The organism is Paenibacillus sp. T2-29 (assembly GCF_052921365.1).
Map to the genome: position 1 here is coordinate 189,969 of NZ_JBREVE010000006.1, position 16,036 is coordinate 206,004.

The 16,036-nt window shown below is 44.0% G+C and carries 15 protein-coding genes; 11 read left to right on the forward strand and 4 right to left on the reverse strand.

The window, feature by feature from the left end; genetic code table 11:
• Positions 1-53: 53 nt before the first annotated feature.
• A complete protein-coding gene (locus ACU1JV_RS18070) occupies positions 54-1,979 on the reverse strand; it encodes a BglG family transcription antiterminator (protein WP_413986920.1) in 1,926 nt (641 codons plus the stop codon).
• Between the two features lie 158 nt (positions 1,980-2,137).
• Here ACU1JV_RS18070 and ACU1JV_RS18075 point away from each other — a divergent pair, with 158 nt between their 5' ends.
• Positions 2,138-2,536, forward strand: coding sequence for an Rrf2 family transcriptional regulator (locus ACU1JV_RS18075; protein ID WP_013372810.1), 399 nt, complete (start codon positions 2,138-2,140; stop codon positions 2,534-2,536).
• Positions 2,537-2,647: 111 nt separating this feature from the next.
• The gene (locus ACU1JV_RS18080; RefSeq protein WP_413986919.1) at positions 2,648-3,556 is read left to right on the forward strand and encodes an NAD(P)/FAD-dependent oxidoreductase; all 909 of its coding nucleotides are present in this window, start codon (positions 2,648-2,650) and stop codon (positions 3,554-3,556) included.
• 74 nt (positions 3,557-3,630) lie between these two features.
• Here ACU1JV_RS18080 and ACU1JV_RS18085 read toward each other — a convergent pair whose 3' ends face one another.
• A complete protein-coding gene (locus ACU1JV_RS18085; RefSeq protein ID WP_016324680.1) occupies positions 3,631-4,662 on the reverse strand; it encodes a LacI family DNA-binding transcriptional regulator in 1,032 nt (343 codons plus the stop codon).
• Positions 4,663-4,877: 215 nt separating this feature from the next.
• Between ACU1JV_RS18085 and ACU1JV_RS18090 the strand changes: the two genes are divergently transcribed.
• Both ACU1JV_RS18090 and ACU1JV_RS18095 read left to right on the forward strand, forming a co-directional pair.
• A complete protein-coding gene (locus ACU1JV_RS18090) occupies positions 4,878-6,158 on the forward strand; it encodes an apiosidase-like domain-containing protein (protein WP_413986918.1) in 1,281 nt (426 codons plus the stop codon).
• Positions 6,159-6,233: 75 nt separating this feature from the next.
• Positions 6,234-8,087, forward strand: a complete 1,854-nt coding sequence (locus ACU1JV_RS18095; protein ID WP_413987511.1) for a beta-glucoside-specific PTS transporter subunit IIABC — start codon at positions 6,234-6,236, stop codon at positions 8,085-8,087.
• A gap of 113 nt (positions 8,088-8,200) precedes the next feature.
• Here the strand turns inward: ACU1JV_RS18095 and ACU1JV_RS18100 are convergent, their stop codons facing one another.
• Positions 8,201-9,295, reverse strand: a complete 1,095-nt coding sequence (locus ACU1JV_RS18100) for a glycosyltransferase family 4 protein (RefSeq protein ID WP_058830463.1) — start codon at positions 9,293-9,295, stop codon at positions 8,201-8,203.
• Positions 9,296-9,792: 497 nt separating this feature from the next.
• Between ACU1JV_RS18100 and ACU1JV_RS18105 the strand changes: the two genes are divergently transcribed.
• Genes ACU1JV_RS18105 through ACU1JV_RS18120 form a run of 4 tightly spaced genes read left to right on the forward strand, consistent with a single transcriptional unit; the run spans position 9,793 to position 14,214 of the window.
• Positions 9,793-11,163 carry an ABC transporter ATP-binding protein gene (locus tag ACU1JV_RS18105; RefSeq protein ID WP_413986917.1) on the forward strand — a complete coding sequence of 457 codons (1,371 nt, stop codon included), beginning with the start codon at positions 9,793-9,795 and terminating at the stop codon, positions 11,161-11,163.
• Positions 11,160-11,882: an ABC transporter permease gene (locus tag ACU1JV_RS18110; RefSeq protein WP_013372800.1), complete on the forward strand. Its 723-nt coding sequence runs from the start codon at positions 11,160-11,162 to the stop codon at positions 11,880-11,882. The genes ACU1JV_RS18105 and ACU1JV_RS18110 overlap by 4 nt, the downstream gene beginning before the upstream one ends.
• A gap of 5 nt (positions 11,883-11,887) precedes the next feature.
• Positions 11,888-13,279, forward strand: a complete 1,392-nt coding sequence (locus ACU1JV_RS18115; RefSeq protein ID WP_413986916.1) for a GldG family protein — start codon at positions 11,888-11,890, stop codon at positions 13,277-13,279.
• Positions 13,276-14,214, forward strand: a complete 939-nt coding sequence (locus ACU1JV_RS18120; RefSeq protein ID WP_025675294.1) for a DUF4340 domain-containing protein — start codon at positions 13,276-13,278, stop codon at positions 14,212-14,214. The genes ACU1JV_RS18115 and ACU1JV_RS18120 overlap by 4 nt, the downstream gene beginning before the upstream one ends.
• Positions 14,215-14,289: 75 nt before the next feature.
• Here the strand turns inward: ACU1JV_RS18120 and ACU1JV_RS18125 are convergent, their stop codons facing one another.
• Positions 14,290-14,493, reverse strand: a complete 204-nt coding sequence (locus tag ACU1JV_RS18125) for a hypothetical protein (RefSeq protein ID WP_013372797.1) — start codon at positions 14,491-14,493, stop codon at positions 14,290-14,292.
• A 187-nt stretch (positions 14,494-14,680) separates the two neighbouring features.
• Between ACU1JV_RS18125 and ACU1JV_RS18130 the strand changes: the two genes are divergently transcribed.
• The 3 genes from ACU1JV_RS18130 (at position 14,681) to ACU1JV_RS18140 (ending at position 15,944) form a co-directional block, all read left to right on the forward strand.
• Positions 14,681-15,043: a hypothetical protein gene (locus ACU1JV_RS18130; RefSeq protein WP_040102982.1), complete on the forward strand. Its 363-nt coding sequence runs from the start codon at positions 14,681-14,683 to the stop codon at positions 15,041-15,043.
• Positions 15,044-15,066: 23 nt separating this feature from the next.
• The gene (locus ACU1JV_RS18135; protein ID WP_230493740.1) at positions 15,067-15,207 is read left to right on the forward strand and encodes a hypothetical protein; all 141 of its coding nucleotides are present in this window, start codon (positions 15,067-15,069) and stop codon (positions 15,205-15,207) included.
• 71 nt (positions 15,208-15,278) lie between these two features.
• On the forward strand, positions 15,279-15,944 hold the full coding sequence (locus tag ACU1JV_RS18140) for a hypothetical protein (protein WP_413986915.1): 666 nt from the start codon (positions 15,279-15,281) through the stop codon (positions 15,942-15,944).
• Positions 15,945-16,036: the final 92 nt, after the last annotated feature.

The window sequence follows — 16,036 nt, forward strand, 5'->3', positions numbered from 1 at the left end:
AATCCCTGCCATATAGGCTTCTGATTTCTCCTTTACTTGCATCCTGCTAATGTTCAACTATTTTTATGCAGCACCTCTACGAATTCCGTGTATGTTTTGCAGCGAATAAGCTGCTGGACTAGCTTTTCATGATTTAAAATGTTAAGCAAAATATGATACATACTTTGTAAATCTTCTGATTTGGTGCGCTGTATGCAGAGCATGCAAATAAACTGTACGGGCTTGCCATCCCAGTCGATAGCTTTTTGTAATGTACAAATGGCCCAAAACGTGGAATCAGCAAAAGGTTCCAGCGGATGCGGAATCGCGACAAAGTTGCCAAATGAAGTGGGGGAAACAGTTTCACGCTCTATCACAGATTGCAACAAAGGACCTTTTACAAGACCTGCTTCTTGTATCTTTTCGGCTATGAATTCAAGTGCCTGCAGTTTGTTATCAAACTTCTGCTGAAGAAAGATCAATTTTTTTCGAATATACTGTACAGCAGGAAGTTTTGACTCTGAGATGGCTTGTTCAATTTTAGTAATATCCGAACTGCCCAAAAATGTATTCACATGGATCATGGGGATAGAAAGCGGTTCTGATATGGGGATCGTGCTAATAATAAAGTCCAATGCATCCAACGGCATTTGTCTCAGCTTATAAAATTCAGTGGTTCCTACGATCTCCAGCCTGGAACCGAAAGCGGATTGAAGCTTGTAGTACAGCAGCTTTGCGCTGCCGAGTCCGGAAGCACATACGATCATACATCTTTTGGGTGTGCCCTCCATTTTCTTTCTCTCCATTGCGACTCCGATATGAATGGCTAAATACCCAATTTCATTGTCCTCGATGTGTATATGAAGTCGCTGTTTGATAACTTCCGCAGCAATGATGCCTGCTTCAAAAGCAAGTGGGTAATGGGCTTTGATTTCATCCAGCATGGGGTTGCGCAAATTCATTCCGTATTGATAACGATTCAGGACTGGTTTGAGATGAAGGCAAAATGCAATCAGCAATTCTTGATCGTTTTGAATGTTCATGTTCAACTGCTGATCGATTCGGTCTAATATTTCGATCGTCAGTTCGTAAATATTTTTATCAATAATTTTTTTAATCTCTACTTCATCCATATGGACCCTGACAACGGTCCTTACACCCAGCAAGTGCACAGCAATGTACGCAATTTCAACAAGTGGAAAGGAGTGTTTCATGTTCTGTTCCAGAGCAGATACGATCTCAGTCGCAACCCTAAACTCTTTTTGCGCTTCGATTTTTTTCATCTCTTGAGGATAATACGATACATACCTCTCTTCACGAATACGCTTACATGCTATAGCGATATGAATGACCAGATTGTTCAGGGCAATGTCTGACAACTGAATATCATGATACTCAATCCGCTCCAGAATCACTTCTCTTATGAATTCCAGCTCTTCGTTAGAGATCAAAGAAGGGTGGGGCATCTGTTGCCCGCCTATTTCATCTGTCCTGTTAAATATATAGTCGGAAATGCAATAACGCAGCTTGGCCTCATTCCCCTTGACTCGAATCCCATGATAGGGTTTGTTCTCCAGCGATAGTCCATAAGTTGACAGTAATTTGCGCACTTCTTTGAGGTCATTCTGTAAAGTAGATCGGCTAACATACAGCATCTCAGCTAAATCATCAAGTTTGACGTATGCATGAGTAAGCAGCAGTTTTTTTATTAAAAAACGATGTCTGGCTTCAGAAGAACTCGCTAATAGATGGGGCACATTGTTTTCATAGTCCTTTAATTGCTTCAGCAGATGATGAAATGCTTGTTCGTCCTGAATCTCTAGCCTGTAGCCTGTTCCTTTAAGGGGTTTGACAGCCGCTCCATGCCGTGACAACAGTGCATTCAATTCCTTTACATCTGTTCGTATGGTTCGAGAGGATACCTTCAACGCATTCGCCAAATGTTCACCCTTGATCATCTGTTCAGCAACCAATATACGCAGAATATCAAAAATACGCAAAACGAACCCCCTTCCTGAGCTGTTCTGATGAACAGTATACAATGCTTAGAGCGTAACCAAAAGAAGAACTAACCACAGCGCAAATCACCTATGATCTTGACACCCCAGTATATTCAAAGATATTATAGACACAATAAGTCTGTGATTGAGGTGTAGTTATGAAATTTACCAAAGCAACCAATTATGCTCTGCATACCATGCTTATGCTTGTTACGGATTCGTCAGTGAAGCCTATAGGTGTTCAGCAATTGGCCGAAGCGCAACAAGTCTCACCCACGTATCTTTCAAAAATTTTGACGAGGCTTGTGAAAGCGGGGATGATCGAATCGGTCTCTGGAGCCAATGGAGGTTATCGCTTATCCCGCAATAAAGACGATATTACCTTTTTGGATATTATCCATGCCATTGAAGGGACGAATTCTTTGTTTGAATGTGATTTTGTCCATGGATCAGAATGTCTGATTCAAGCTGTAATGAGGGAAGCGGAGGAGAAAATGGAGAGCCATCTTAAAAATACAAAATTGGTCGATTTGGCGCAAAAGCAAGCGCAAATATAAAGGTAACGGCTAGATATAGAAAGAGGGTGGTTGTCAGTGATGTGAAGTGTTTTTTTGTTTTTTATTGTAGATATAAAGAGTCTTTAATATCTTTGAAAAGGAGCTGAATGTATGTTGTACGATTGCGCTATTATTGGCGGAGGGCCCGCCGGATTGAATGCAGCCCTTGTGCTTGGCAGGGCAAGGAGAAGTGTGGCTTTGATCGATAATAACCGGCCCAGAAATGCGGTTACGCATGCGTCGCACGGTTTCATTACGAGAGACGGCGTAGCGCCGGCCGAGTTCCGCCGTGTAGCTTATGAGGAAGTACTACGTTATCCGTCTGTCCATCATCTGCCAACCGAGGTTATTTCGGTTACGAAAAAAGAATCTGTATTCGAGGTGTTTGATTCTTCAGGCCTTCGTGTTCAAGCGCGAAAATTGATACTGGCGACGGGCGTAAAGGAGGTATTCCCTGAGATCGAAGGTTTTTATACGTTCTACGGGAAAAGTTTGTTTAATTGCCCTTATTGCGATGGCTGGGAGCTACGGGATCAACCGCTTGTCCTCGTCTCTGAGTCGCCAGCTATATATCATACAGCCAAACTGCTCCTGAACTGGAGTAAGGATTTGCTTGTCTGCACGAATGGTCAGGCATTCTTGTCGGACGAGCAAAAAGAACGACTTCAATCTAAAGGAGTCGTGGTCATGGAGCAGCCTGTTGCAGCGTTCATCGGTCACCACGGGCAGCTGGAGTATGCGTCCTTTACGGACGGCACTCAAGTCCCGAGAGTCGGCGGCTTTGTGACCCCCCAATTTGTACAAAGTACACCGTTTGGAGAACGTTTGGGCTGTGAAAGGACAGAGTCGGGCGGGATCCAAACGGATGGAGCGGGGAGAACCTCCATACCTGGTGTATATGCTGCCGGGGATTCTTCGTACTTCATGCCTTCTCAGTTGATTTTTGCTGCGGCCGATGGCAGTCGAACTGCTGCGAGCGTAAATCTGGATTTGACAGAGGAAGATTTCAACGAGTGTTGAGCATTTGAAATGTTCGATGTGAATCGGATGCTGGAAAAGGCCGCCATATAGGCGGCCTTTTTCTATTCACTTGATTATAATTCTGCGTCTATACAAGACCTTCTTTCAATAACCTCTGTATTCACGAGAACCTGAGTATGATGCTCCTGATTGTGATTAAGTCTTTCCATCAGCAAATTTACAGCCGTTCGGGCCAAAATATCCTTTTTCACATGAATGGTTGTGAGTTCCGGGCTAATGACCTTGGCTTCATGAATATTATCAAACCCCATGACAGAAATTTGTTCAGGCACTCGAATGTTCATTTCCTGAAACGTTTTAATAGCACTGATTGCCATGTAATCATTCTCACAAAATAGGGCTGAAGGCAGCTCATTCAGTTCATGAATAGCTGTTTTAAATGATTCCTGTGACATTACAAGCATCGGATGCATATCGAATGTAAGCCCGTGATCTATGGCAAGATTGTGCTCCTCTAAAGCAGCCATGAACCCCTCTTTTCGTTTTGTAAAGTTAAGAATTCTGGTACTGGATTGTACGTATCCTATATTTCTGTGACCGGACTGGATTAAATATTGGCCTGCCTGGTACCCTCCAAGATAGTTATTAATAGATACAAAGCTGGCATCAACGTGTTCAAAGCAAGTATCTAAAACTACGATATTGGAATGAATAGATTGTAAGGAATGAATAATCTCGGCAGTTAGATTGGTGCCCAGCAGAAGTATACCTGAAGAAGGCTGGTCCTTTTCCAGAGCAGACAACTCTGCCTCCAGGCTATGGCTATCAAATGATGAAAAAATCAAAGTATTGCCATGTTCTCTCACTTGATTGGTAATATGATGGATCAATTCATTGAAAAATGGAAGTGATTCGTATTGCTCGGTCACGATGCCTGTATTTTTGCATGCAACAAAACGAATGACATGGTGACTCTTCGTAAATTCCTTATTTGACTTCATGGTACGTGGTCTATATCCATGCTCGTGGGCAATTCTTAAAATATGCTCTTTGGTTTCTTCGCTAACACCGGGTTTGTTATTAAATGCTAAAGAGACGGCTGATTTTGAAACACCGGCAAGCTTTGCAATATCATCTATTTTCAACATGGAACCTCCCATTGGACTAAACTATATAAATTATATCATGATTATATAATAAAGTTTAGTTTATAAATTAAACTAAACAAATGCCGCATAAAATGAGTTGACCTTTTCAGATACATAATGTTAATATTCAATTGTGAACGCTTTATTTAGTTTATTTTATTCAATATCGTATAAAATTATATATTAGTTTAGTTTTGTTTATGAGTGAGAGGGTGATTTGTTTGAGTTTAAGTATTGCTAAAAATCAAAGAAGTTTTGTGGAAAAGGACAAGCCTTTCTTTTACTTGGCAGATACCGTCTGGAGCGTATTTACCAACGCCACGATTGAAGAGTGGAGCGATTACCTGGACTATCGAAAGATGCAGGGATTCAACGTTTTGCAAATCAACATGCTCCGGCAATGGGATGCCAGCGAATCAGACCTGAATCTACAACCGTTTGCATTACTGGAAAATGGAGATTTCGACTATCACACATTAAGCGTAGCCTATTTTGACCGGGCAGAAGTCATGATCCAGATGGCTGTAGAGCGCGGCTTTATTCCAGCCTTGGTACTTCTGTGGTGTAATTATGTACCGGATACATGGGCTGAAATGTTCCAGAAGGGCAATAAAATGCCGATGGATTGCGTTGAAAGCTATGTAACTTATGTTGTAAACCGCTATTCCCGCTTCAAGCCTGTTTATTTGATCAGCGGGGATACTGATTTTCCTACAGAACGTGCTAATGCATACTATTTGAAGGCGCTGGAAACGGTACAGCAATTAAGCCCGGCAAGCCTAACTGCACTGCATATCCAAGGAAGATTGAGGGAAATTCCTGAAGCTTTTGAGCAACACAAGGGTCTTGGATTTTATATGTATCAATCAGGACATAATTCTCAGTTTCAGCATGTCGCCCACGAGATTGCCCAGCATTTTTACCACAAGCCAGAGATCCGTCCCGTCATCAATGGAGAACCTTGCTATGAACAGATCAGTTACAGCCGCAATGTGTATGGTAGATACACCGCACTGGATGCCAGAAAAGCAGCATGGCAAAGTCTACTCGCAGGCGGGGGAGCGGGAATTACCTATGGAGCGCATGGCATTTGGAGCTGGCATAAAAAAGGCAAGAAGTTCGGAATTGTAGAAGGAGAGGGCTTTGATAGTCCCTATGATTGGAGAACGGCACTGCGTTTTGAGGGCGCATGGGATTATTCCTTTATTAAATATTTATTTGAAATGTACAATCTGATCGGCATAAAGCCGCTGGATATTGTTTTAAACAAGACAGAGGAGATCAGAGCTGCGGGGAACGAGAATACCATCGTCTTGTATATCCCGGTTAACACGAAGGTGCGGCTAAGTATGAATTTACAGGACTACAAGTTTATAACCATTGATTTAGCGGAGAGACGATTTGCCCAAACGGAGGTAGATGCCCAGGCTGAGCAATCTGTCATTGATATGCATGGTTTTGAAAGTGATGTTGTGATCATCGGAACGAAATAAAACAGGAGAAGAATAGGAGTAAGGCAACAGGTGGAGTAGAAAAGTAGATAACGCATCCAAGTAGGAGTGATCATGATGGATTACCAAAAGACAGCCAAAGAAGTGCTTAGATCGGTGGGGGGAAACGAAAATGTGAACAGTGTCATTCACTGTGTCACTCGTTTGAGATTCAAACTGAAGGATAATCAATTGCCAGATAAAGAAAAAATCAAACAGATTGACGGTGTTATTACCGTCGTGGAAAGTGGCGGCCAATTCCAGGTGGTGATCGGGAATGAGGTTCCCAAAGTATACGAGGCTCTTTTGGATACGATGGGAGTAAAGCCTGAAGACCAGGCTGCTGAAGACGATCAAAAGAATGAAACAGCGAGCCTGTTCAGTCGATTTGTCGATGTAATCTCAGGTGTGTTTATGCCTGTTGTTGGCGTGCTCGCCGCTGTCGGGATTTTAAAAGGACTGTTGGCCTTATGCACATCACTGGGCTGGATGACTGATCAGATGGGTACGTATAAAATTTTATATGCCACAGCAGACGCTATGTTTTATTTCTTTCCGGTTATTCTAGGGTTTTCAGCAGGTAAAAAATTCGGAGGAAACCCGTATCTGTCTGCTGTTTTAGGGGCCGCCTTGGTGTACCCAACCATGACTTCCGCCTTTACGGATAAAACGGCACTGTCCTTTTTGACCATACCAGTCGTTCTGATTAATTATACTTCTTCTGTTATACCTATCATTATTGGGGCGTTCTTGGCAGCTAAGGTTGAAAAATTTATAAGTAGGTATGCACCTGCTTCCATTAAAATGTTCATTGTGCCTTTTCTGACCTTGGTCATTATATCACCGATTGTTTTTCTGGTTGTCGGGCCGATAGCAACTATAATCAGCGATGGGTTAGCCAAAGGCTCCATGTGGATTTACGAGTTAAGTCCGGCTATAGCTGGTCTCATTCTGGCCGGGTCCTGGCAGGGCATTATTATCTTCGGCTTGCATTGGGCGTTCATTCCGATTCTCCTGAATAATGTAGTTACGAACGGTTTTGATCCGATTAACGGTATGCTGTTCTGTACTACGTTTGCGCAAACAGGTGCGGCTTTTGCCATTGCTTTGAAATCACGGGACCCCAAATTAAAACCCATTGCCACTTCTGCCACAATCGCGGGTTTGATGGGGGTTACGGAACCAGCTATTTACGGAGTTACGCTACCTACCAAAAAACCGTTTATTTTAGCCTCGATCGCTGGGGGTATAGGAGGAGCTGTAGCGGGCTTACTCGGCTCAACAGCATATGGATTTGCTTCAGGCGGGATTTTTGGTATACCTTTATTCATTAATCCAAAGGGGATAGATACAGGCTTCATAGGCTTTATCATATCTTTGGTTGTAGCTTTTGTAGTCGGATTTATACTGACCTATCTTTTCGGCTATAAAAATGCAAAACCTTCGCCTGATATTAAAATTGCAAATGAAAGCAAAGAGGAAGAAAAAACGGTATTCAGTCCTTTAAACGGTGAATTGATTCGTTTGACCGCAGTGAAAGATGAGGCTTTCTCCAGTGGTTCGATGGGTCAGGGAGCCGCGATTATCCCCCTAGAAGGAGTAGCTTACGCACCTTTTAACGGAACTGTTGTTACCGTTTTCAAAACAAAACATGCGATTGGACTGATCTCTGAGGATGGAGTTGAACTGCTCATTCACATTGGAATTAATACGGTCAGCTTGAAAGGAAAACATTTCACTTCTTTTGTGTCTGAAGGAGATACGATTCAAAAAGGGGACAAGCTGGTTGAATTTGATCCAAAAGCTATAGTGAATGAAGGATATGATCTCACCACCTCTGTTATTGTAACCAATACTGCGGTGTACACAGATATCTTAGCTGAAGAATCTAAGGATATTCATGTAGGAGATCGCTTATTGAGGATCAGATAGAATCCCAATACAATAATAGAGAGATAACTCATCAAGCTGACGATAACCCTGTGGTTGTCGTCAGCTTTTTTGAATATGGAAACAGATTTTGCAGCATGTACTACAATAACAGGTTACCATACCCCCAACGAGTTCATCATCTGTCGGAAGGAGCGCACATATTTATCCGGCGCCAACAGGTTAACGATCCGTGTACGCCCCTTCTGGCGGATAGATTCGCGATGAGGTACGTTGTTCATCAGTTCCAGTCCTTGCAGTACCGCCTGTAAAGTGTCTCCCTGCTGATAAAATTTACCGGTTTCATTGTGATCAATGAATGCTCGTACCCCGTCTGAATCAGAGCTTAACACCGGACAACGACAGGCCATCGCCTCAGCTACCGCATAGCCGAATCCTTCCACCAGCGAAGTCGAGAGCAGATACCCGCCTGAGTCGCCAATCATGGAATAATACAAAGGCATTTTAGCATGAGGTACGCTTTTAAGACGCTCGATAATCGTGGACATACCAAGCTGAGCAAGCATGTCCTCGAATTGTATTTTATCCTCTGGCTGAGACAAGGTGTCATCATAGAACATCCAAATCCGAAGATCGGCACGATTTTTTAGCATCCAGTAAGAGATGTCGACAAAATGCCTCCAATTTTTATTGGGCTCCAATCGCCCAACCCATGCAATGACCGGATTAGCCGGGGGAGTGTTAGGTACATAATTAAATACGTTAGTATCCAGAACATTTGGGAATACAAAACGATTAAGCCATGGACATATGCTGGAAAATAGCTGTACGAGGTGAGTTGTTTCCGGTAGAAGTACCGCATTGGCATGGTTATGAAGATACGGAACGGCATCTGCGACAATCCTTGCTGCTTCTTCGTGAGTGCCAAAGCCCTGTGATTCATAGATTAGTATCCCTTGGTAGCCCAACATTCGCAGTCTGGGGAGCATAGGATAGTCCGAAGAGACAATAATTGCATCGTACCGATGAGATTCCACCAGATTTCGAATTTCTTCTTCAGAGGAAGTCATGAACACCGGAATATCGCCGTGCAGGTTTTGCATCCCTGTACCCTGCCGATAATAGAGAAGATGACATTCAATCCCGTCCTGAATGAGCGCTCTACAGCGTTGACGGTTCAAGGTTTCCACGCCACCGCTCGGTATATAAAAAGTAAATAGAACTTTGATATCAAAAACCTCCTTTGCCAACCACAAGCTCTTATACCAAGTTATTCAACCTACAGGACGGGGTGTGGGTTTCTACGGAAGCCTGGCTCGAATCAGCGCATAATTATGGCTGAGGCGAGAATCTTCCGGGGAGCGCTCTGTTGCTTCTTTCGCAAACTCACGTGCTTTGTGCATTAGACCCAACTCGTAGCAAACGAGGGCTCCAAGATCATATAGTGCACTGCGTTTATCGGCCCAGCGCGCCTGCGGCATGGCAAGATGCTGTTGCAGCGTAGCGATGCACTCGTCCTAACGGGCATGATACAAGCGGAGCTGGTCTAATCGGATGCTGTGTTCTTCACCTTCTACAATATATTCAATACCTTATGAACCGGGCGTACCCAACGGTAGACGTAATGATAGTAGATGTGGTGTTATGTTCACATTTTAGACACATTATTTTAAGCTTCTATTTAAGTGATGTTAAGCTGGAGCTATATGTGGGGGATTATCATTAGAATTTAAAAGTGTAGCATGAAGTGCGAGGAGACCGCTTCGCGAAGGCTTTGAGCTTCCGAACGCTGGCGCTTCTCCAGCTTCAAATCTCTCGCTTCGCTACTGACTGCTTCCCATGCAACATTTTGGGGGAGGGGAGCAGCGGGAATGAGACCGCTCCGCGAACGCTGGCGCTTCTCCAGCTTCAAATCCTCCGCTTCGCTGCTACCCGCTTCTCATGCAACATTTTGGGGGAGAGGAACAGCAGGGAGAAGATTACGAATAAAGAAAGGGTGAAACATGTGCTCAAAGTGCAGCAGGTGAGCAAGTGGTATGAGGGCAACCGGGGCGTACATAAGTTGGATTTTGAAATGCAGCGCGGTGAAATTGTTGGTTTCTTGGGGCCAAATGGTGCGGGTAAAACGACCACGATGCGCATGATTACAGGATATCTTCAGCCAAACGAGGGAGTAATTACGATTGATGGTATCCCGATTCAGGATAAAGGCAGACAGGCTCGTTCCAAAATCGGTTATCTGCCGGAGACGCCCCCTTTGTATGGGGATATGTCTGTAAGATCCTACTTAAAGTTTGTAGCTAGTATTCGGGACGTGCCTGTGAGAGAGCAGAAGCTGCGTATTTCGGAGATGATTTCCCGGCTGGGCCTGAATGGACGTGAAAAACAATTGGTCCGTAGCTTGTCCAAAGGGTACAAACAGCGTCTGGGGCTGGCAGGTGCAATTATTCATAATCCGGATTTATTAGTGTTGGATGAACCGACCTCGGGTTTAGACCCCAATCAGATTTTAGAGATTCGTCAGCTCATTCAGGAGATTGGTGAAAATCATACGGTATTGCTCAGCACGCATATTTTGCCTGAGGTGGATGCTTTGTGCAATCGGGTGCTGATCATTCACGAAGGGAAACTGGTCATGGACGGGCGTCCTGACGCGCTCGGCGGTTCGATGGAAGATGGATTCAAGGTGAAACTGGAGGTCAAAGGCAAGCGTGAGCAGGTAATGGATGTTATACGAGCTTGGGGAAAAGTACAAGTTGAATCTTTGGCGCCTACTCTGCCATCAGTGAATACGAAGCTGACTGCCACAGAGCAGGATTTGACCGAATTGTTGCTTACAGGAGCTTCCGATAAGGATTTTCGCGAAGAGCTGTTTTTTGTGCTGTCGGATGCGAAGCTTCCGATTTTGGAAATGAAAAAAGAAAACCTAAGCTTGGAAAATATCTTCCAGCAGTTAACGACTCGCGAGACGGAAGAAGGTCAGGGCGGCGATCCAGCGGTTCATGATCTACATACCTCTAAGAATGAAGCAACGGTCATCACGGCGGATCATGGAGAAGCCTCGGCCAGCGATAACAAGGTTGAAGAAGACAAGGATACAGGAGGTAATCGGTCATGAGGCGTTTGTTCGCAGTCTGTCAAAAGGAGCTGCAAGCCTATCTATGGACCCCAACGACGTATTTTGCGCTTGCGGTGTACATGCTGCTGACGGGGTTACTATTTTACACGAACTTTGTGATGTATCAGCCTAGTATTTTGGACTATCGGCTGGTACTCGGTGATACATTGTCCATGCTGGTGTTTGTTGTCCCATTACTCACGATGCGGCTGGTTGCAGAGGAATTCAGGCAGGGTACGGATGAACTGCTGCTTACCTCACCTGTGAGTGTGACGGAAATCATGATGGGTAAATTTTTGGCATCGTTAGGCATGTTGCTCATATTAGTATTGTGCAGCCTGGCGTATCCGGTCGTGATGTCCTTTTATGGGACGCTGGATTGGACGCTGGTATTTACATCCGTGATCGGCCTGTTTATGCTTGGCGCAGCCATGATGGCAATCGGCTTATTCGCATCAACGCTTTCACAGCATCAGATGATGTCAGCGGTCGTCAGTTTTATTCTTTTACTCGTTTTCTGGATGCTGGATTCGTTTGGTGGACAAACGGGCGCATCTGCGGCGCTGCAGCAGTGGCTGGAACCTTTTTCACTAACTGCACGGTTTGATAGTTTCACCAAAGGATTGCTGAATGGAGCCGATGTATTGTACTACGTGACGGTGGCGGCGCTCTTTTTGCTATTTAGCATCCAAGTGGTTGAACGGAAACGGTGGAGGTAATGAATATGAAAAAATGGCTGGGTCATACCAATAGTATGGTACTATCAATTGCTGCTGTAGGTATTTTTATTCTATTGACGTTATTTCTGCGCTCGCTGGGAGGCTTTCAACTGGATCTGACGGCAGGCAAGCAGTATACGCTGTCTGATCAGACGTTGACGACCATTCAGGGTGTAAAGGAAGACGTACGATTAATTGCCTTTACCGTATCCACTTCGCAGAATCAGAAGCTGAACCGGGATGTTACGGATATGCTGAATGAATATGCCAAGCGTAACAAGAAGCTCAAAGTCGAGCAATACGATTTGAATCAGGAACCGATACTGGCTAAGCAGTATAGTGTTACTGCAGCTTCCATTGTGCTGGTGCAGGGAGAGAAAAAGCGGGTTATAGATATTGGAAGCCTATTTACGCAAGCCCAGGGGAGTGGTGAAGGGGCATACCAATTTACAGGGGAAGAAAAGCTGACTAGTGGACTGCTGGCATTGTCATCTACCCGTCAAGGAAAGGTGGTTTTTCTGACAGGGCATGAGGAAATTCCTTTGTCCCAAATGACCGAATTAAGCAGCTCATTGGCGCAAGATAATGTGAAAACAGAGGAAGTTCAGCTTAATCAAGCGGGTAGTGTGCCCAAAGATGCGTCTGTACTGGCTATTGTTGGACCAGAGCGGGATATTAGCGCGACGGAATTGAAAAGTATTCGTACGTATCTGAATGATGGTGGAAAGCTTTTTATGGCGTTAGGATTTCACCCGAACATGGGGTCCAACTGGAAAAATCTTGACGCATTAGCGGCTGATTATGGAGTGAAAGATACTCATGCTATCGTGGTGGATCAGGAACAGACGAATACGCTGGGCCCTCTATGGACGGTTCCTACCTTTGGCAGTCATGCGATTACTGATAAACTGGCGGCCTCTAATCTATATCCTGTTCTTTCGCTGTCTATTGCTTTGCAGGCAGGAGAGCAGAAGGATTGGAAGACGACGCTATTGATGAAATCTTCTGCAGCAAGCTATGGCGAAACGAATATCCGGGGACTGCTGAACAATGAAACGCAGAAGGATGACAAGGACCCACAGGGTCCGCTTGATCTCGGTTACGCGGTAGAAGGGAAAGACGGCAAGCCCAAAGCGGTTATTCTCGGAACGTCAGCCCTTCTAAGCGACACGGAGATCAGCACAGGAGGGAATCGAGACTTTGTGCTGAATAGCTTGAATTATGTGCAGGAACACTCTGATAGACTCACTATTCGTCCTCGTCAGGAGCAGGATTTTAAGGTAGCTTATTTAACTGCTGCACAAGCGAAAACGGTATTGGCCATATCTGTCGTCGGATTGCCGCTGCTGTTTGCGGTGATCGGAATCTTATTATGGTGGAGGCGAAAAAGTGCATGAGAAAATGGATACCCACAGTGCTGCTGCTAGTTGTATTGGGAGCGGGTATAATCTATGCCAAGAGCCAAAACTTCTTTCGTGAACAAGCCCCGGCGGCTCGCCAGCTCGTTCAGCTTACGCAAGGAGATATTACGTCTTTTGCGATCACTGGAAAGGACGGCAAGTCAGTGGAACTTAATCAACGTGATGGCAAATGGAGCATGAGTAAGCCACGATCTTACCCGTTAAATCAATATACAATAGACAATTGGCTAGCTGCGATTCAAAATGTAAAGTTGGGTGATGTCGTGGAATCATCCCCCACAGACGTAGCCAAATATGGAATTAGCGCTACCAATGACCAGATTGAGATTAAGACCAAGAAGGGTGACGTTCGCACCTTTGCCTTCGGTGAAACGCTGCCTTCCGGAGATGCTGTCTATGTACTATCAGACCAAAAAGAGATAGCTTCCGTACCTATAGATACACTTTCGGGTTTGTTGCTGGGTGCTGATGATTTTACAGATACAACGCCGTTTGATTGGGATGATACCAAGCTGAGCGGAATAGAGTGGGAAGGCCAGAATGCCTCATGGATGCTCCGATCCTCCGGTAGCAGTGGAACTGGAGATAGTGCTTCCGCATCTTGGACGCTAAACGGCAAGTCAGTAGCCGGTGATACGGCAACTTCCCTTTCACAGCAAATCAAAAACCTGGCTAGCAGTCAGGCCTTGCGCAAAGCCTCCGAGCTGAACAAGCCTGTTCACCGCTTTACGCTGAGCATATCGCTGGGCAAGGAAGATTCCCAGCTGGTCTATCAGGGCTGGACACTTAACGATGATCCAGATACCGTGTGGGTTGTACCGCCACAAAGCAACTGGGCTTATGGCCTGTCCGCTTCTGATGTGAACCGTGCTGAACAGAGTGGTCATGACCAGGCTAAGGCTAGCCAATAATCATTACATTTATAATAAGCTGAACAAAGAGGCTCCAACGGCGAATAATCGTCGTGTGGAGCTTCTTTGTGTTCGTTATTCATCAGGCTTGCTGCTTTTGGAAGAAGGGCTGTTATTGTCATTTAAATCTTGGATGACCTGAATCAGCTCATGAAGTGAGAGATCCAGCTTATCCAACTTTTCCTCCATCGTGTGCAGGATGTGCCGCAATAAAATAAAACAAAGTCCAGCCGGAAAGCCTACGTTGGTAACCAGAGAAAGAGCATCATCCATCTGCAATGTATTTCCCTCCTTTTTAGCCATATATAAAGGAAGGTAAATTAAAAGAACCATATACAACTGATTGTAAAAATAGTATAATAAATAGGAACAAATGTTCTGTTTTGGTTGTAAAATAGAATTGCAAATTACCCTATAATATGAGGATTTAGAAAAAGTCAAATCCAAATAGAAAGGGTGATTTAGATTGGAAAAATCTCAGCTAACATTGGTCGAACAATACCGAAAGAAGTTGTACCGCATTGCTTGGAGAATCCAGTATCGTGCTCGGGTACAAACCAATCATGAATTTGTAATGGAAAAGAACGAAACTGTCATCGCTCCATCTTTTACAGAATCTGCAAACTCTAATATGTACACACTACAGCTTATCAACTCTCTATCTTCTGAGATCGGAAAAATGATCATCTTTGACCTTTACATACTAGACAAAACCGAAGCACAGATTGCAAAAGAGTTAAAGCTATCCCAACAGGCGGTGAATAAATGGAAAAAGAAAATGCTCAAAGAGTTATTTCGGATGCTGAGTTCGTCCAATGGCTCAAATTAGCACAAAGTGGGGATCAGGAGGCCATGAGCAGGATACTTTATTTGTTCGAGGAAGACATTCAGAGGACGAGTCGGTATATACGTATGTCCCGTGAAGATGCTGTTCAAAGTATCGTGGTTGATTTTATTGAAGAATTACGTCAAGAGCTGAAAACAGAGATATAGAAAAAGTGGACAATGGATGTAGCCTTGTCTATCCTTATCGGTAGGTTTAACTTATGTGACGGAGGGCTTATATGTTTATGAGTGATAGCAGGGCTTTATTTGAAAAAAATATGAAGTTGTATCCAGTTAACCGTATTCGCTCCAATGTTATCATTCTTGTTTTATTGCTGTTAGATCTGTTTTTGACTATTCCCTTAATAGGAAATCCCTACATTGCAGTTTATGTTTATGTGCTGATGCCACCGATTGTTCTGATTAATATTTGGGCGCTTGTACTGGTCATAATGCCACGCAAATTGCAGTTGAATTATGTTTTATTCCGTGGTGTATTTGGTTTGGTATGCTCTATTGGCTTCATGATTATGACACAAAAGTTTGCTTATGGTATGTTGGGTCTGGATACTCCATGGTATTTTATAAGTTCTTTTGCCGCTTATGGAATCGCCTTGTACTGCTATATCAAATATCATCTGGCGAAATTCAAAAATCCTTCAAATTATAAGAAAGAACCAAAAGTGAAGAAAAAACATAAGCGAGAAGCTGTAGTAACGATGACCATATTTACCGGGGCTGGTTATTTGATAGCCAATCTCTCCCTCGGATTTGCTACACAACAATTCGTTGCTACAGTATTGATGTGTGTATACTCCATGCTTGCATTTGTTCTTTTTCATTTTATTATGGAGCTGCACCGCTATTATTGGCTTCATAAACTGAGGAATCAGACAACGGATTGAACACAATACATGGATTATACTGTAATTTCTCTATAAAAGATGTTTGGAATAATAAATAAGCCTGCGAACGCCTACACTATGATAGGTGTTTG